General features: G+C 69.0%; 15 protein-coding genes. 7 read left to right on the plus strand and 8 right to left on the minus strand.

From position 1 onward, the window contains the following. Nucleotides 1-669: 669 nt before the first annotated feature. Complete coding sequence (locus A3CU_RS48865; protein ID WP_063628975.1) at nucleotides 670-1,137, plus strand: MarR family winged helix-turn-helix transcriptional regulator; 468 nt, start codon at nucleotides 670-672, stop codon at nucleotides 1,135-1,137. A 163-nt stretch (nucleotides 1,138-1,300) separates the two neighbouring features. On the opposite strand, the gene A3CU_RS0138955 is transcribed toward A3CU_RS48865, so the two are convergent. From A3CU_RS0138955 to A3CU_RS0138975, 5 genes are read right to left on the minus strand one after another with little or no spacing between them, the layout of a single operon-like run. Beyond that, nucleotides 1,301-2,623: an MFS transporter gene (locus A3CU_RS0138955; RefSeq protein WP_043844056.1), complete on the minus strand. Its 1,323-nt coding sequence runs from the start codon at nucleotides 2,621-2,623 to the stop codon at nucleotides 1,301-1,303. Nucleotides 2,624-2,638: 15 nt separating this feature from the next. Continuing rightward, nucleotides 2,639-3,907, minus strand: coding sequence for a M20 family metallo-hydrolase (locus A3CU_RS0138960; RefSeq protein WP_156960779.1), 1,269 nt, complete (start codon nucleotides 3,905-3,907; stop codon nucleotides 2,639-2,641). A gap of 34 nt (nucleotides 3,908-3,941) precedes the next feature. Further along, a complete protein-coding gene (locus A3CU_RS0138965) occupies nucleotides 3,942-4,466 on the minus strand; it encodes a hypothetical protein (RefSeq protein WP_084144184.1) in 525 nt (174 codons plus the stop codon). Then, complete coding sequence (locus tag A3CU_RS0138970) at nucleotides 4,456-5,235, minus strand: IclR family transcriptional regulator (protein WP_052372930.1); 780 nt, start codon at nucleotides 5,233-5,235, stop codon at nucleotides 4,456-4,458. The genes A3CU_RS0138965 and A3CU_RS0138970 overlap by 11 nt, the downstream gene beginning before the upstream one ends. A gap of 5 nt (nucleotides 5,236-5,240) precedes the next feature. Further along, nucleotides 5,241-6,620: a dihydroorotase gene (locus A3CU_RS0138975; protein WP_052372932.1), complete on the minus strand. Its 1,380-nt coding sequence runs from the start codon at nucleotides 6,618-6,620 to the stop codon at nucleotides 5,241-5,243. Between the two features lie 351 nt (nucleotides 6,621-6,971). On the opposite strand from A3CU_RS0138975, the gene A3CU_RS0138980 reads away from it, so the two are divergent. Next, nucleotides 6,972-7,754 carry a nuclear transport factor 2 family protein gene (locus A3CU_RS0138980; RefSeq protein ID WP_027946802.1) on the plus strand — a complete coding sequence of 261 codons (783 nt, stop codon included), beginning with the start codon at nucleotides 6,972-6,974 and terminating at the stop codon, nucleotides 7,752-7,754. A 184-nt stretch (nucleotides 7,755-7,938) separates the two neighbouring features. Here A3CU_RS0138980 and A3CU_RS0138990 read toward each other — a convergent pair whose 3' ends face one another. Beyond that, entirely contained in the window at nucleotides 7,939-8,778 is an 840-nt protein-coding gene (locus tag A3CU_RS0138990; protein WP_027946803.1) for a helix-turn-helix domain-containing GNAT family N-acetyltransferase, read from the minus strand. Nucleotides 8,779-8,878: 100 nt separating this feature from the next. Here A3CU_RS0138990 and A3CU_RS0138995 point away from each other — a divergent pair, with 100 nt between their 5' ends. Genes A3CU_RS0138995 through A3CU_RS0139005 form a run of 3 tightly spaced genes read left to right on the plus strand, consistent with a single transcriptional unit; the run spans nucleotide 8,879 to nucleotide 12,489 of the window. After that, nucleotides 8,879-10,216, plus strand: a complete 1,338-nt coding sequence (locus A3CU_RS0138995) for an FAD-dependent oxidoreductase (RefSeq protein ID WP_027946804.1) — start codon at nucleotides 8,879-8,881, stop codon at nucleotides 10,214-10,216. Nucleotides 10,217-10,228: 12 nt separating this feature from the next. Then, on the plus strand, nucleotides 10,229-11,443 hold the full coding sequence (locus A3CU_RS0139000; RefSeq protein ID WP_027946805.1) for an MFS transporter: 1,215 nt from the start codon (nucleotides 10,229-10,231) through the stop codon (nucleotides 11,441-11,443). After that, a complete protein-coding gene (locus A3CU_RS0139005; RefSeq protein ID WP_027946806.1) occupies nucleotides 11,440-12,489 on the plus strand; it encodes a flavin-containing monooxygenase in 1,050 nt (349 codons plus the stop codon). Before A3CU_RS0139000 ends, A3CU_RS0139005 begins: the two co-directional genes overlap by 4 nt. A gap of 484 nt (nucleotides 12,490-12,973) precedes the next feature. Here the strand turns inward: A3CU_RS0139005 and A3CU_RS0139010 are convergent, their stop codons facing one another. Continuing rightward, nucleotides 12,974-13,552, minus strand: coding sequence for a TetR/AcrR family transcriptional regulator (locus tag A3CU_RS0139010; RefSeq protein WP_027946807.1), 579 nt, complete (start codon nucleotides 13,550-13,552; stop codon nucleotides 12,974-12,976). Nucleotides 13,553-13,633: 81 nt separating this feature from the next. Here A3CU_RS0139010 and A3CU_RS0139015 point away from each other — a divergent pair, with 81 nt between their 5' ends. Continuing rightward, entirely contained in the window at nucleotides 13,634-14,689 is a 1,056-nt protein-coding gene (locus tag A3CU_RS0139015) for a saccharopine dehydrogenase NADP-binding domain-containing protein (RefSeq protein WP_027946808.1), read from the plus strand. Nucleotides 14,690-14,739: 50 nt separating this feature from the next. Here the strand turns inward: A3CU_RS0139015 and A3CU_RS0139020 are convergent, their stop codons facing one another. Beyond that, on the minus strand, nucleotides 14,740-15,480 hold the full coding sequence (locus A3CU_RS0139020) for an SDR family oxidoreductase (protein WP_027946809.1): 741 nt from the start codon (nucleotides 15,478-15,480) through the stop codon (nucleotides 14,740-14,742). Nucleotides 15,481-15,539: 59 nt separating this feature from the next. Between A3CU_RS0139020 and A3CU_RS0139025 the strand changes: the two genes are divergently transcribed. Then, nucleotides 15,540-16,109 carry a TetR/AcrR family transcriptional regulator gene (locus A3CU_RS0139025; RefSeq protein WP_027946810.1) on the plus strand — a complete coding sequence of 190 codons (570 nt, stop codon included), beginning with the start codon at nucleotides 15,540-15,542 and terminating at the stop codon, nucleotides 16,107-16,109. Nucleotides 16,110-16,198 lie beyond the last annotated feature (89 nt).

A 16,198-nucleotide genomic window follows, 5' to 3' on the forward strand; every position in this document is an offset into this window, starting at 1 on the left:
GNCGGGGACGTCCAGTGTTCGGTGCTCCAGTCCTGCACGTGCAGGGTTTCCGGCTCGGCCGCGTCCGGACCGAACAGCTGGGTCAGCTGATGGTTTCCGCGCGTGCATGACCAGTTTGCCCAGCGAGCAGGGGAAGCGCAGCGCCGTCGAATCCGACGACGGTGAGCTGCCTGTGCGGACTCAGTCCGTCGATGAGCCCGGCCAGCCTCGGGTCCGCGGCGGCGTCGATCCTGAGCCATCGTCGCCGCGGTGGCCGCCGGGCTGGCCGGCCCCCTCATGACCGTGATCGGTTTCGGCGGACTCAACGCATTCGCCGCAGCACTCATGCTTCCCGTCCTTGTCTTCAGCTGCTTCCTCGCCCGAACGAAACGGTGACCGCACAGTGCCCGACCGGAGCGAACGGCGGCGCGACCGCCGCAAAGCCCAACGAGTCATCACCATCGCACGGCGGACCCGGCGCAGCCGGGTCTCCCTGACCATCTGTGTCGTCGCGGTCGTCGTGCTCGCCGCCGTCGTCATCGGCGGCGTCCGGTACGAAAAACACGGCGAAGCCGAAGCCGCGCGGGACGTGGTTAAGATGTCTGCGCAAACAAATGTTTCCGGAGATGCGCTGCCTGTGCAGTCAGGTTCTGGGAGTGACGCGGCCCGGCGTCACGGTAGTGTTCATGCATGGCGACCCCGCGTTTGACCGAGATCGAGGACGAGGCCTGGCAGGGCTTCCTGTACGCGCACGACCGCATCTGGCGAGAGATCGAAGCCGGCCTCGCCCCGCTGAACGTGAGCATGGCCGAGTACAGCGTCCTGTCCCTGCTCGGCCGGGCCGGTCGAACGGGCATGCGCATGTCCGAGCTGGCCAAGCGCCGCGTGATGTCCACCGGCGGCTTCACCCGGCTGGCCGACCGGCTCGAGCACCGCGGGCTCATCGAGCGCCGGCGTGCGGCAGAGGACGGGCGCGGATACGTCGCCATCCTCACCGCCGAGGGGCGGACTCTCCTGCGCAAGGCATGGCGGCAGCAGTACGGCGACCTGCGTCGTATCTTCCTCGACCGGCTGGACGACGACGACCTGCGCGACCTGGCGCGTGTCTGGTCGCGGCTCGACCCAGACCGTGGTGACGACGCCACAAGTCAGCGGTGAACGACCGAACACACCGGGGCGATGAGGCGGCGCAGGGCCGTCGAGCGCGAGACCGACCGGCAGACCGCTGGTCGCGCTGAGCCCGGTCGATAACTCCGATGCCGGGGGCGCCTGGGGTGGCGTTCTGGATGAAGAGGCCGAGTGCCTCGACGCTGTTCGTGTCTTAGGTTTCCAGTGCTGGTTCGGCGGCTTCGCCGGCCGTTTCGTCCGCGGCGACGCGGTCGATTCGACGGAATAACGCGGGCACCGATGCCAAGCAGGCAACCGAGCCAACGGCCACCCACAACGCGGGGGAGTAGACGCTCACGCGCGCTACCGCCCAGGTCATCAACGCCGGGGTGAAACCGGCGAAAAAGATTGCCGCGATGTTGTAACTCAGCGCCAGGCCGGTGGAGCGCACCGCGACAGGAAACATCCGCGGCAGCGTGGACGGTGCCACACCGGTGAACGCGGCGACGTTGGCGCACAAGGCCATGTGCACGATCAACAGGACCGGAAGGGTCGGCTGGGCGTGCAACCACAGCAGGCACAACACCGGCAGCACCAGCATGGTCGCCGAGCTGTACACCACGATGCGCCGGGCCCCGTACTTGTCCGCGGCCTTACCGGCGAGCATGCAGCCGATCACCAGCACCACGTTGCCGACCAAAGACGCCAAGAACGATTGTTGGGAGGTGAAACCCAGCCCGGTCGCTTTGTCCTTGTAGTAGGTCGGCGCGTAAATCACGAAAGCGTAGACACATACCGTCCACAACACGGAGAACGCGAACCCGATGATGATCTCTTTGGGATGTTCGGTTACCAGCTTGCGGAACGGGTTGCGCCCATCGGTGTTGTCCACCCGATGTTGCTTGAATGACTCGGTTTCCGGCAGGCTGCGGCGAATATACAGGCCAACCGGAATGATCAGCAGTCCGATCACGAATGGAATCCGCCACGCCCAGTCGTTCACCGCCGAATCGGAAAAGGCCGTTGTCACCGTCACGCCGATGATCGCGGAGATCAGGTTGGCGATGCCCATCGACGCCTGTAGCCACGCGGCATACCGTGCCCGGCGGCCGCGTGGCGCGTGTTCGAGCAGGAAGGCCGCGGCGCCCCCGATCTCCCCGCCGGCGGAGAATCCCTGCAGTAGCCGGCCGGCCAGCAGCAGGACCGGCGCCGCGATGCCGATCAGCGTGACCGAAGGGGTCGCCGCCAGCACCAGAGTGCCCAGCCCCATCGTCGCGATGGACAACATCAGTGCGGACTTCCGGCCCACCCGGTCGCCATAGATGCCGATCAGCACCGCGCCGAGCGGGCGGGCCACAAAACCGGCACCGAACACCATGAACGTATTGATCAGCGCCGAGGTCGGGTCGTCCTGCTGAAAGAAGTTATGTGCCACGTAGGTGGCGAAGAAGGCATAAACCGAGAAGTCGTACCACTCCAGCGCATTGCCGATGGAGGCAGCGATCACGGACTGGCGGGCGACCGATTTGGACGTCATGATGTGCTGCCTTTCTTACGCGCTACGCAGTCCGTCGCGCTGGTCGAGCGTGAAGAGCGTGCTGGCGAGCATGTGCGCTCCGCGCGCGATGTCCGCGGTGTCGGTGAACTCTTCCGGACAGTGGCTCTTGCCCGCCACGGACGGCACGAAGATCATCCCCATTGGACCGAGCCGAGCGAGATGCGCCGCGTCGTGTCCCGCGCCGGACGGCACCGCTTGCCAGGTGTACCCGGTACCTCCCGCCGTCTCGGCAATCACGTCTTGCACCGCGGTCGCCGCCGGCACCGGATCCTGATCGGTAAGCCATTCCACGTCGAGTTCGACACCGCGCGCCGCGGTGGCCGCGACTACCTGATCCACCAGTTGCTGGCGGGCGCCGTGCAGCCAGGAACGATCCACGCTACGCAACTCGGCCCACAGCCGCGCCTCGTTCGTGATCACACCCATCGACCCGGGCGACGACTCGATCGAGCCTGGTGTCGCGACCCCATGCACCGGGGCGCCGCACCCCACGCGCTCGACCGCGAGCACCGCCTCGGCCGCCGACACCAACGCATCGTGGCGGTCGCTCATCGGGGTGGTGCCCGCGTGTCCGGAGGAGCCGGCGAACCGCAGCAGGACCCGGTCGATACCCGCGATAGCGGTCACCACGCCGATCTCCGTACCCGCGCGTTCCAACTGCGGTCCCTGCTCCACATGCAGTTCGAGGTAGGCGTGCACATCCGACGACGACCAGGCCTGGCGCAGGGCCGCGTCCGGGTCCAGGCCGAATCCGGCCATGGCGTCCCCGAGCCGGGTGCCGGTGTTGTCGGTTCGATCCAGGTGCTTGGCCGCCAGGGTGCCGGTGATCGATCGCGACCCCATGCAGGAAATACCGAATTCGTTGGCTTCCTCGCCGAGGAAGTCCACCACGATCAGGTCGTGCGCGAGCGTGATGCCGCTCTCCTGGAACCGGATCGCCGCCTCGATACCGGAGAGCACGCCGACGATCCCGTCGTAGCGTCCCCCCTGGCGCACCGTGTCGGTATGCGACCCGGTGACCAGCGCCGGACCGCCGCCGTGCCGGCCGGCCAGCCGGCCGACGATATTGCCGGCGGGGTCCACCGTGGGATTCAGCCCGGCCGCGGCCATCCGGGCGCGGACCCAGTCCCGGGAGGCACGGTACGGCTCGGAAAACACCTCCCGCGTCCAGCCGGCGAAGCTCGAGTCGTGAAAGGCTGCCAGCTCGTCGATGCCGTGCGACAGCCGCTCGATATTCGGCCGCAGTGCGTCCAGGTCGACCATCATCCCGCCTCTCGGTTGGTCGGCAATTCGCGCATCAGTCCTGTTCCTCGTGTTTGACGTCGGTCCACGGATAGGACTCCATGAATCCGGGAATGGTCAGGACTGCCTTGGCCTGGCGGGTGTCAAGCACCGAGGCCGCCTGCACGCGTAGGTTGTTGCTGTTTTCGGAAACCACCGCGCCACGGTCGGCGGGACGGAGCATGGCCACGGCCTGCCGGGCCATGCCGGCGCGGGCCTGTCGCGCTACCTCGTCCGGCTCGGTCTCCCGGCGAGCCCGCCACTGAGCGAGGTCCATACCTTCTGGCACATAGCCATACCGGGCTTCATGTGCCGCGGTCTGGTCGGTGACGATGGCGGGTAGTTGCCGGCCGCGTTCCGCGATTTCGGTGAAAACCGTGGCCGCCGCGTACACCACCAGATCCTGCGGTCGCTCGCCGACTTCGCGCACATTTTCCAACATGCGCAACAAGGCTTCTGTGCGCCAACTCCGGCAACGCAGGCCGGTACCCCGAGCGGCGACCACACCCCCGGTAGTCCCGTGCACCGGCTCAGCCGCCATGGCGCACCTCGTCGTCCGGCGGGGTCCACACGGTCGAGACGCTGCTCGGCAGCTGGGAGACGATGTCCGCCGCGGCGGCCCGCAACAGCTCGATCGGCTCGGCAGGCTCGGCGAGGTCGCGATCCCGGCCAACCATGGACAACGCGCACAGACAGGACCCCGCCACCAGCACCGGCACGCCGATCGCGCTCATACCCGGCGTCAGCCAACCGCGCGAAACGTGAAAGCCCTGCCGGCGAATGACCGCCAGCTCCCGGCGCAATGTGCCCGCATCGGGTGTGGCGGCGGTGAATCGCGGCAGTTTGCCCTGCAACACTTGGCGGATCACCGGTTCCGGGGCGGTCGCCAGCAGCGGTGTGGCACTGGCCCCGGCGTACAACGCCAGGATCTGCCCCGGTCGAAACGCAACGCTGCCGCTACCGCTGTACCGGGCATCCAAACACAAGGCGGCGGCATGGACTCGGACGGTCAGCGCGACGTTGAGCCCGGAGTCGCGACGCAATCCGATGAGCACCGGCCGAGCAAGATCGACGAGGTGTTCGGACCGATCCGCGGAGCGGTCGGCGAGCCGCCTGCTCGGCTGCAGCATACCGTCGACCTCGGCGAGAAAACCGGCCTGTTTGAGCAGCCGCACGTAGCGATAGGCGGACGAGGATGGCAGGCCGAGCCCGGCCATGACGTCCGAGACCTCGGCCTGTCCTCGGTCCTGGATGAACGCCAGCACCCGCAACCCTCGATCAAGCGAAGTCAACTCGCTACGTTCGGCCACTACCGTCACCTCCGGCGCACCTGCTCTCCATGTCCGGGAGCGCCAACGAGGCCGGTGTTCGCGTCCCACACCACGGTTCCACGACTCAGTGTGAGCGTGACCCGCGCACCGGGCAGCCGTTTGTGATACGGGCTCCAGCCCGCGTTCGAATGCAGTGCCGAACCGTCGATCTGCCACTGTTCGTCCGGGGTCAGCACCAAAATGTCGGCGTCATAGCCGGTCGCCAGCCGGCCCTTGCGGTGACCAATGCCATATCGGTCGGCCGGGTTGGCGGTCAGTGCCGCGACCGCCGCGGTGAACTCGGGGCCTTGCCCATACCGGCGAAGGCATTCACCAAGTGTGGTAGCCACCATTGTTTCGGTACCTGGCGTGCCGGAATGGTTGTCCAGGATCCGGTCGTGGTCCTTCTGGGCAGCCGGCCAGGGTGCATGGTCCGAGGAGATCACCGAAGCGGTCCCGCTGGTCACCGCCTTCCACATGGCTGTCCGGCTGGCGTCGTCCCGGACCGGGGGGTTGATCTTCAACCGGCCACGCAACGTGGCCATGTCGTCCTCGGTGAACAGCAGGTAGTGCGGGCACGTCTCGAACGTCACGTCCACACCCTGGCTTTGGTACCAGGACACCAAATCCGCCGAACGCCCCAGCGAAAGGTGGCACAGGTGCAGCGCGTTGCCCTGGTTGGCGGCGATCTCCATGGCCGTCAACACGCCGAGGGTCTCCGATACCGGTGGCCGGGTCCGCCCGTGCACGGCAGGGTCGGTGGACGCCTGGTTGGCGGGATCGGCCAGCAACGCCTTGATGATCTCGTTGTTCTCCGCGTGCGTGCACAGTGTGGAGCCGGCCTCCCCGGCCGCCTTCATCACGTCCAGCAGTTCACTGTCATTGATCCGGGGAAACCGGAACGGGTCGGTGTCGAACAGCGACACCTTGAACCCGACCACGCCGGCATCCACGAGGTCCGCGGTCCGTCGCCACCCGCCGCCAGGCTCCATCGTGCCCAGCAGGGCGACATCGACGACGGCTTCGTCGGCGACGAGATCCAGCTTCGCGTTCACCCGGTCTCTGCTGTTCACCGGACCGGTCGCGTCGAACGGCATCTCGACGATCGTGGTGACCCCGCCCGCGGCTGCCGCCGAAGTGGACGCCCGCAGCCCTTCTCCGGCGTGCGAGTACGAGTGCACATGAGCATCGACCGCTCCGGGCAAGAGCAAGGACTCACCGACGTCGATCAGATTTTTCGCGCTGGACGGCTCGCCGAAGGCAACGTCCACGATCCGACCGTCCGCAACCCACACCGCGCCCCGGTGGTAGCGGCCTTCACTGTCGGGAATCCGTCCTGCGAGCACCGTCTCGGCTCGTGCGGTGTCAGGTTGCGCGGTGTCCATGCCGGCAACCTAGGTACCAGGGCCAAACCCGAGACACCGGATTCCCGCAAAATGGGAATCCCTGCCATGAGCCGGATCATCGGCAGCCCCGCCCACGGTTCGGGTTGTTTTGTCGGGTACCAGGACCGCGCGGCCGGTGAGGCGTCCCGATGCCAGGTCGGCCGGTGCCGTGTCGTGGACAGCGTCCGCTGCCCGGGCCAGTCCCCAACGGAGCTGTCACCAGCCGTCATCTGAGGCGTTTTTGCAGGTCACCGGCATGGTGAGTGCTCGCCGACCCGCGGTTTGACGGTGTGCCGCTCGGCGAGGACCGTTGTCGGTAGGGGACCGCGCAGAGGAAGGGCGTGTGACTCGATGAGCAATATGCACAGCAGGCCGATGTTCGACGTCGAGGCGTTGCGTCGCGGCGTCGAGGAGCGCGACGCCGCGACCATGCGGAGCCTGTACGCGGAGAACGCGCAGATGACCGTAGTGGACCAACGCGACCAGCCAAGCCACCCGCACCAGATTTCCGGGAACTCCGCGATCGGCGAGTTCTTGGACGAACTATGCAGCAGGGACATGGAGCATCGCCTGGAGCAGGTCGTCGTCTCCGCCGACGGCAGCCACGCGGCCTACCTTGAGCGCTGCCGCTACCCAGACGGCGCGACGGTGCTGGCGACCTCGATGCTGGACCTGCGCGACGGGCGGATCACCGCGCAGACCAGCCTTCAGGCATGGGACGAGGAGAGCGGCGGCGCGAGGCCGCAAGACGCACCGGCCGCAGCCGCGGAAGCGGCCGAGCGGGTCGAGCACCTGGACTTCGGCAAACCGGACGAGGTGCGCACCTTCGACCACGGACGCGCGGAGATCCTCAACGTGGGCGGCGGGATCATCGGCCGCCTGGTGCTCGAGCCGGGCTGGCGCTGGTCTCGAGACGTCAAGCCCCTGGCCGGGACGCAGTGGTGCGAAGCACCGCACTTCCAGTACCACGTATCCGGCACGCTCCGCGTCCACATGGCCGACGGAACCGAGTTCGACGCGAAGCCAGGGGATCTGACGATGTTGCCCTCGGGGCACGACGCCTGGGTGATCGGCGACGAGACGGTCGTGGTCGTGGACTGGCAGGGCGCCGTCCACTACGCCGAGAAGTCCTGATCCCCAGCCGGCAGCCGATCGACCGGCGCGGGCTTCGGTGGCTCGATCTTCTTCGGACGGCATCGGACCAACAGCGCCGCAGCCGTCGGGAGCACGACCGCGCGGCTTTTCACCAGATGCTCGATGAGGCGACGGCAGGCGATCGCCAGCTCACGCTGGCTTCTGGTAGCGGCAGCCGCTGAGGTCAGTCGACGGGTGAGCGGCGTTCGAGGAAGACGGTGTCGTGCCAGGTGCCGTCGCGTTGGGCGATGCGTTCGCGGATGCCGACGGTGCGGTAGCCGGCGGCGTGGTGCAGGGCGATGCCGGCGCGGTTCTCGGTGAAGACCGAGGTTTGCAGGGTCCAGAGCCCGGCGGCGTCGGCAGCCATAACTTGCTTGTACAGCAAGGCTTTCCCGACGCCGCGTCCGCGGTGGCCGTCGGCGACGTAGACCGAGGTTTCCGCGACCCCGGAGTAGCAGTCGCGGGTGGAAACAGGACTGGCCGCGGTCCAGCCGACGACCTCGCCGTCGATCTCGGCCACCCACCGGTGCTCGGGCAGCCACTTGGCGTCCAGGGTGGCGCGGCTTGGCACCGTGGTCTCGAAGGTGGCGATCCCGGTGGCAATGCCCTCGCCATAGATGCGGCGCACCGCCCGCCAGTCGCCAGGCTCCAAGGCGCGCACGGTGACCTCCGCTGGCAGGTTGTCCGGGCAGCAGGGGCGCGGGGCGAGCAGGCCCATGACGGCGTCCGCAGCGTGCGGCAAGCCCGCGCAGCACGCTGCGTTGACGGTAACGATGGTGGCCGTGCCCTCCTTGCGCACATGCACGAACCCGACGTCGGCGAGCTTGCGCACGTGGTGCGAGGTCGTGGACTGGCTGGTACCCACGATCTCGGTCAGCGCGCCCACCGTGATGCCTTGAGGACTGGTGGCTACCGCGTGCAGCAGTTTCACCCGCACGGGCTCGGCCAGGCAGGCAAACCACTCGGCGTAGGTGGCGGCCTCCCCGGTGGGCAGGACCTGGGCTTGCGGCAACGCGATCGGCATGCCGCCAGTGTATCGATCCGTATCGATGGTTGCATTCATCGAACGTGGTCGATACTCTCGTCGTGTTCAATCGAGGTTGATCGATGAAAGAGGTAGTGGGATGAGCGACTTGCCGGTGGTGGTCGTCGGAGCCGGGCCGGTGGGCCTGGCCGCTGCGGCGGAGTTGGCCGAGCGGGGACTGCAGCCGTTGGTGCTTGAACGCGGCGGGCAAGCGGGGGCGGCGGTCGCACAGTGGCATCACGTGCGGCTGTTCTCCCGATGGGCCGAACTGGTGGCCCCGGCCGCAGGCCGGCTGCTGGAGCCCCACGGCTGGCAGCACCCGGATCCGGACGGCTATCCGACCGGGGCCCAGTGGGCGCAGCGGTACCTGCGTCCGCTGGCCGAGGCACTGGGCGAGCGGGTCCGGTTCGGCACCGAGGTCGTGGGGGTGGCCCGGCGTGGCCGTGACCGGGTGGTCGACGACGGGCGGGAGTCCGAGCCGCTGACCGTGCATGTGCGCACCGCCGACGGCGACGAGGCGCGCATCATCGCGCGGGCGGTCATCGACGCCTCCGGCACATGGACATCCCCGAACCCGCTCGGTGGGGACGGCCTGCCCGCGATCGGGGAGGCCGCAGCCGGCGACCGGATCGCCTACCAGGTCCCAAACCTCGTCGACGCCGCCACAGCCGGCCGGTATGCGGGCAAGCACGTGGTGGTCGCCGGCAGCGGGCACTCCGCGCTGACCGCGTTGGTCGCCTTCGCCGAGTTGGCCGAGCAACACCCGTCGACCCGGATCACATGGCTGCTGCGCCGCGGCGTGGTCGGGGCGGTGTTCGGCGGCGGTGAGGCCGACCAGTTGCCGGCCCGCGGTGCGCTGGGGTTGCGCGCGAAGGCGGCGGTCGAGGCGGGCCACATCTCGGTGGTCACCGGGTTCCGCACCGAATCGGTGGTGCGAGACGAGGCGGGGCTGCTGACGTTGGTGTCCGCCGAGGGCCATCGGGTGGAGGCTGTGGACGAGGTCGTGGTCTTGACCGGCTTCCGCCCGGAACTGTCGTGGCTGTCGGAGGTCCGGCTCGCGCTGGACGCGACGTTGCAGGCGCCGGTGGCGTTGGCGCCGCTGATCGACCCGAACGTGCACTCATGCGGCACGGTGTACCCGCACGGGGTCACCGAGTTGTCCCATCCGGAACCCGGGGTGTTTCTGGCAGGCATGAAGAGCTACGGCCGCGCCCCGACGTTTCTGGCGATGACCGGCTACGAACAGGTGCGCTCGATTGCCGCCGCATTGGCCGGTGACCGGGAATCCGCCGAGCGGGTCGAGCTGGTGTTGCCCGAGACCGGCGTGTGCGGCGGTGCGGGTCTCTTCGACGGTCCCGCCCGGGAGCGGGACGGCGGGTGCTGCGGCGCACTGGCCGAGCCGCAGCTGCTGACCGTGTCCCCCTCGGCCACGCGCTGAGCGGGGAACGCGGTGGCTTTCGGGGCGTTCGCACGGCCGGACGCGGTCAGCCAAGCGGGGTTACGTCGTGTGCTGGTGACCTTGTGCGTCACCGAGATCACCAGTTGGGGCGCGCTCTACTACGCCTTTCCCGTGCTGGCCGGGGATATCACCGCCGCGACGGGCTGGCCGACCGCGGCGATCACCGCGGCGTTGTCGGCCAGCCAACTCGTCGCCGCCTTGGTCGGCATCCCGGTCGGCCGGTGGCTGGATCACCATGGCCCGCGTGGGGTGATGACCGCGGGGTCACTGCTGGCCGTGCCCGCCCTGGTCGCGGTCGCCACCGCGCAGAACCTGGCGTGGTTTCTGGGGGCGTGGCTGCTGGTCGGAATGGCGATGGGCGCGGTGCTGTACCCGCCGGCCTTCGCTGCTCTGACCCGTTGGCACGGACCGGGCCGCGTCCGCGCGTTGACCATGCTGACCCTCGCCGCCGGGCTGGCCAGCACCGTGTTCGCCCCGTTGACCGCCGCACTGGCCGCCCACCTGGACTGGCGCGCGACCTACCTCGTGCTGGCGGGCATCCTTGCGCTGGTCACGATTCCCGGGCACTGGTTCGGTCTTGTCCTGCCATGGCCGGAACGCCCGAAGGCCGAAGCCGGGTACGAACACGCTCATCCGGGAAAGGTGGCACGCAGCCCGGCGTTCGTCACGCTCGCGATCGCGTTGAGCCTGGCCGCGTTCGCCACCTTCGCCGTCGTGATCAACCTGGTGCCGCTGCTGGCCGAACGTGGCATTGGCACCGGCATCGCCTCGGTCGCGCTGGGCCTCGGCGGCGCGGGCCAGGTCCTCGGGCGGCTCGGCTACACCACCCTGACCCGGCGCACCACGGTGCGGGCGCGCACCGCGCTGATCCTGCTGGCGATGGCGGTCACCACCGCCCTGCTCGGAGTGCTCACCTCCGCAGCCGCGTTGATCGGCGCCGCGATCCTGGCGGGCATGGCACGTGGTGTGTTCACGTTGCTGCAGGCCACCGCCGTGACCGACCGGTGGGGACCCCGGTACTACGGGCAGCTTTCCGGTCTGCTGTCCGCGCCGTTGACGGTCGCGATGGCGCTGGCCCCGTTCGCCGGCGCCGCGCTGGCCGGCCCGCTCGGTGGCTACGCCACCACCTTCCTCGTCCTGAGCACGGTCACCGCCGCCGCTGCCGTGCTCTCCCTTGCCACGAATCCGGAAAGGAATCTCTCGTGACCGATGTCGATGCTCTGGTGATCGGCGGTGGGCAGTCCGGCCTCGCCGCCGCCCACGCCCTGCGGCGAGCCGGCCGGGTACCGGTGGTCCTCGAAACCGGCCCGGAACCGGTGGGGTCGTGGTCGTCCTACTACGACAGCCTCACCTTGTTCTCCCCGGCCCGCTACAGCGCCCTGCCTGGCATGGCCTTCCCCGGCGATCCCTGGCACTACCCGCATCGTGACGAGGTGATCGACTACCTGCGCCGCTACGCCAAGAACCTCGACGCCGAGATCCGCACCGGCCACCGCGTCGAGCGCATTCGCCGCGACGGCAAACGATTCGTGGCCGATGTCCACAATGGTGAGACAGTGGGTGCGCCTGTGGTGATCGCGGCGACCGGTGCATTCGGCCGTCCCTACCGGCCGAACCTGCCGGGACTGGACTCGTTCACCGGCACCGTGCTGCACGCTGCCGACTACCGCGAACCCACCGGTTTCGCCGGGCAGCGGATCGTCGTGGTGGGTGCGGCGAACTCGGCGGTGCAGATCGGGGCCGAACTCGCCGGGCACGCCCGGGTCACGCTGGCCGCCCGGCACCCGATCAAGTTCGCACCACAGCTCATTCTGGGGCGGGACGTGCACTTCTGGTCCGTGGCCAGCGGATTCGACCACCTACCGATCGGACACCTGATGCGCAACCCGCCGCACATGCCGGTCAACGACGACGGCCGCTACCGCCGCGCCATCAACGCGGGCAACCCGGACCAGCGACGGATGTTCACCGCCATCGAGGGCAGCCGGCTCACCTGGCCGGATGGCACCCGGGAGCACGTCGACACGATCGTCCTTGCCACGGGCTACCGCCCGGAACTGTCCTACTTGGACTCGACTGGGGCACTCGGCGGCAACGGGCTGGCCTATCAGAAGCGCGGGCTGTCCACGACCGTGCCGGGGCTGGGCTACGTCGGACTGGAATGGCAGCGCAGCTTCGCTTCCGCCACGCTGCGAGGAGTCGGCCGGGACGCCCGTTATGTCGCCGCGCGACTCCTGCGCGTCCGCCCCTGACCTCCAGGCCCCGTACCCCAGCAGGTACAGGCGCGGCTCGTCGACCGATCGCGTGCCCACGGTCAACTGGAGACGCGCCGCCCCGACCGGCCGGTACCGTCGCGGTCGGGGCGGTTGTGCAGCTGCTGGCACCGTATTGGCGTGCAGCGTCTTCTCCTTGGAGCCGAAGGCGTCGAACAGGTCCAGGGCCAGTTGCCGGCCGATGGCGATCACCCCTCCCGCGTAGCCGACCGGGCCGCCGACCTCGGGCAGCGAAAGGAGGCAGTGAATCGCATGGTCGTGCCTTTCGGGAGTGCTCGTGAACGGCGCTCCCGGACGACCTATCGTCCTACCGTGACCCTCGAGGGGAGCACCCATGTCGATACGTTCACGGGTACCACCTGCTCGTTCTCTCGCACGGTCTCCGGCAAAGTAGCAGTGGCCGCCGTGGTCCGCCACCAGTTTCTGCGGAGGCTCCGTGGCCGGACTCCACGGAGCCGCTCGCCTAGGTCGACGGCGTATTCGTCAGGTGCCTCATCGCCGCCAGGGTCTGGTTGATGGTGTCCGGGAGGTCCGGATCGCCGTGCTGGTTGAGCCAGCGGGTCACCGCTATCCGGAACGTGGTCACGGCGATCTCGGCCGCCAGCCGGGCGGTCAGGTCGTCGACGCCGCGGTCGCGGAAGCCCTGCTCCAGGGCCTCTGACATAAGCGAGAACTTGCGCAGCTCGCGCTCATGCAGGGCGGGTTCGGCGTCGATCACGGCCCGTCGGCGTAGCAGGTAGTCGAGGCTGCGGCCCTCGAAGATCTTGGCCGCGGTCGGGGCCAGGGCCTCGGTGATCAGTTCCAGCGGGCCCAGCGACGGCGGGGCCTCGGCCATGAGGCGGGCCACCCGCTCGGGCACCAACTCCTCGCCGGCGAACAGCACCTCACGCTTGTCGGCGAAGTGCCGGAAGAACGTACGGGTCGTGAGCCCGGCCCGCGCCGTGATCTGCGGCACGGTGGTCTCGGTGAAGCCCTGCTCGAGGAAGAGATCGAGCGCGGCCTGCTCGAGCCGTTCTCGCGCACCCGGCTGCCATCGACCCATGCGGCAAATTCTAGTGATGACACGTCGTGTCATGCTATGCAATAGTGATGACACGACATGTCATGACTGACGGAGGGGAACATGGCGGGTGAGATCTGGGTGCTCGGCGCGACCGGACGGGTCGGCCGGGAGGCGGTGGAGCGTCTGCGGCAGGCGGGCGCCGAAGTGGTGGTGGCCGGCCGCGATCGGGAGCGGCTGACCCGGGTGAGTCCGGACGCCCGGGCGGTGACCGGCTCGCTCGACGAGGTCTGCGCGCGGCTGGCCACCGAGGCGCCGACCGTCGTGATCAACACGGTGGGCCCGTTTGCGGTCACGGCTCCGCAGGTCGCGCAAGCCTGCCCGCCAGGCACCCACTACGTCGACGTCGCCGACGAACTGAGCGCGTTCGAGCTGCTCCACGGCATGGACCGGGAGGTGGCGGCGACCGGTCGCACGCTGGTCTCCGGGGCGGGCTTCGGCGTGCTCGCGACCGAGAGCATCCTGCTGCATCTGCTGGCGGTCGAGGAAAAGCCTTCGCGAGTACGCGTCGACGCCGTCGCGTCGGTCGCGATCGAACCCGGCGCTCTCGGCGAAGCCCTGGCCGCCACCATCGTGCACGCGTTGCTCGACGGCGGCCGCGAGGTCCGGCAGGGCCGCATGGTCCGCGCCCGGGCCGGCCGTGCCGCCGAGCGATTGACCACCCCCGACGGCGACGTGGTCACCACCGCTTCTCTGGGCGGCGGCGAGCTCTTCGCGGCCTGGCAGGCCAGCGGTGCCCCGTCGGTGATCGGCGCCTCGGCTCTCGCCCCGGCCAACCCGGCCGTCCGAGCGGTTCTGCCGGCGATCGGTGGCGTGCTGCGTTTGCCCGGCCTGGCCGGCTTCGCCACTCGGCGGCTCTCCCGCATCACGACGACCACGGCCAAGGAGCGCCCGCGCCGATCGTCCTGGGGCCGCGCCCGAGTCGAATGGCCGTCCGGTCGCGTGCGTGAGGGCTGGCTGCGCACCGGCGAGGGCATGACGTTCACGGTCGGCGCCGTCACCGAGGTGGCCCAGCGCCTGGCCAAGGGCGAGGGCCGCCCCGGTGCGTTCACCCCGGCCAGGCTTTTCGGCCCCGAGGTGGCGCTGGCCGCCGGCGCCGAGTTCGTGGTCACGGACTGAAGGCAGGCGTTAGGCTCCAGGGAGTCCTATCGTGCCGATGAGCGGGTCACTCAGCCTTGCCGGGTCGGTCGAATAGTCAGGTCCCCGATTTCGACGTCGTCGGGTTGGTCGATCACGAATGCGATGGCCCGAGCCACTGCCGTGGGGTCGATACCGAGCTCGGCCATGTGCTGCCTGGCCTGCTCACGCACGGCAGGATCGTCGACGGCGTTGTCGATGAGCTCGGTGCGGACGTAGCCCGGGGAGATCGACGTCGTCCGCAGAACCCCGTCGGTGCTCTCTTGCCGCAGACCCTCCAGGAGCGTGCGTACCGCGTTCTTCGTCCCGGCGTACACCGCCTGGGTGGGGACGATCTTCAGTCCGGAGGTCGAGACGACAGTGACGAGGTGACCACTGCCCTGACGGCGGAACACTGGCAAGGCCGCGGCGATCCCGTGCAGGATCCCCTTGACGTTCACGTCGACCATCGCCGACCAGCCCTCGACGTCCAGGTCGGCGACGGGGCTGATCCTGCTGATCCCGGCATTGCCCACCAAGACGTCCAGACGGCCGAAGCGCTCGACGGCGACGGTGACGAGCGACTGGAGGTCGTCGGGATTGGTGACGTCCACGCGCGTGGCGGCCGCCTTGCCACCGGCGGCTTCGATCTCGGCAGCCAGCCGGTCCAGCCGGTCGGTGCGGCGGGCGCCGAGGACGACGGCCGCACCGAGTGCGGCGAGGTGGCGAGCTGTTGCTTCACCAATTCCGCTGCTGGCGCCAGTGATGGCAACGACCTTGCCGTGGATGGTCATGAAGATCCTCTGCCTAGAATGGACACATGTCCGGTTACTCCCATGACCTTAACGGACACATGTCCGGTTCTGTCAAGAACGCCGGACCCCGGCGTGCGGACGCACAGCGCAACCGCGAACGGATCCTTCAAGCGGCGCGCGATCTCGTGCACGAGCCGGGAGAGCTGAAACTCAACGCGGTCGCGAAGGCCTGCGGCATCGGGCAGGGCACGCTGTACCGGCACTTCCCGACACGTGAGGACCTCCTCGCCGAGGTGTACCGCCGTGATGTGGACGAGCTGGTCGCCGCGGCTCCGCGTCTGCTGGCAACTCACCAGCCACTGGATGCGTTGGCGGCGTGGTTCGACCGGGTCGCCGCCTACGCCCGGGTCAAGCGCGACGTATTCGCCGCCGTCGAAGCAGCGACGTGGCAGGACCTCGCCGCCCACAGCCTCGGCCCGATTGGTCAGGCGGTGGAACTGCTGCTGGCCGCCGGCCGCTCGGCCGGCAGCATCCGCGCCGACGCCGAAGCCCGCGACGTCATCGTGCTCATCAGCTGGTTATCGCGGCTGGACGACGCCGAACTCGACGCGCGAGGGCCACGGTTGCTGTCGATCCTCGTCGACGGTCTCCGCGCACACCGTCGCTGAAGCGAATGCGCTGTGGGCGCGCTCGTCACTTCATTGGGGCCGTCACCGGGCATCACAGATCGCCAAGCCCGATCGGCTGCGTGTCCGTC

The organism is Amycolatopsis taiwanensis DSM 45107 (assembly GCF_000519205.1).
Taxonomy (GTDB): Bacteria; Actinomycetota; Actinomycetes; order Mycobacteriales; family Pseudonocardiaceae; genus Amycolatopsis_E; species Amycolatopsis_E taiwanensis.

What these genes read in the sequence shown, in the direction of transcription:
- A3CU_RS48865 (WP_063628975.1), top strand. Translation starts at nt 670, where the DNA reads ATGGCGACCCCGCGTTTGACCGAGATCGAGGACGAGGCCTGGCAGGGC.
- A3CU_RS0138955 (WP_043844056.1), bottom strand. Translation starts at nt 2,623, where the DNA reads ATGACGTCCAAATCGGTCGCCCGCCAGTCCGTGATCGCTGCCTCCATC.
- A3CU_RS0138960 (WP_156960779.1), bottom strand. Translation starts at nt 3,907, where the DNA reads ATGGTCGACCTGGACGCACTGCGGCCGAATATCGAGCGGCTGTCGCAC.
- A3CU_RS0138965 (WP_084144184.1), bottom strand. Translation starts at nt 4,466, where the DNA reads ATGGCGGCTGAGCCGGTGCACGGGACTACCGGGGGTGTGGTCGCCGCT.
- A3CU_RS0138975 (WP_052372932.1), bottom strand. Translation starts at nt 6,620, where the DNA reads ATGGACACCGCGCAACCTGACACCGCACGAGCCGAGACGGTGCTCGCA.
- A3CU_RS0138980 (WP_027946802.1), top strand. Translation starts at nt 6,972, where the DNA reads ATGAGCAATATGCACAGCAGGCCGATGTTCGACGTCGAGGCGTTGCGT.
- A3CU_RS0138990 (WP_027946803.1), bottom strand. Translation starts at nt 8,778, where the DNA reads ATGCCGATCGCGTTGCCGCAAGCCCAGGTCCTGCCCACCGGGGAGGCC.
- A3CU_RS0138995 (WP_027946804.1), top strand. Translation starts at nt 8,879, where the DNA reads ATGAGCGACTTGCCGGTGGTGGTCGTCGGAGCCGGGCCGGTGGGCCTG.
- A3CU_RS0139010 (WP_027946807.1), bottom strand. Translation starts at nt 13,552, where the DNA reads ATGGGTCGATGGCAGCCGGGTGCGCGAGAACGGCTCGAGCAGGCCGCG.
- A3CU_RS0139015 (WP_027946808.1), top strand. Translation starts at nt 13,634, where the DNA reads ATGGCGGGTGAGATCTGGGTGCTCGGCGCGACCGGACGGGTCGGCCGG.
- A3CU_RS0139020 (WP_027946809.1), bottom strand. Translation starts at nt 15,480, where the DNA reads ATGACCATCCACGGCAAGGTCGTTGCCATCACTGGCGCCAGCAGCGGA.
- A3CU_RS0139025 (WP_027946810.1), top strand. Translation starts at nt 15,540, where the DNA reads ATGTCCGGTTCTGTCAAGAACGCCGGACCCCGGCGTGCGGACGCACAG.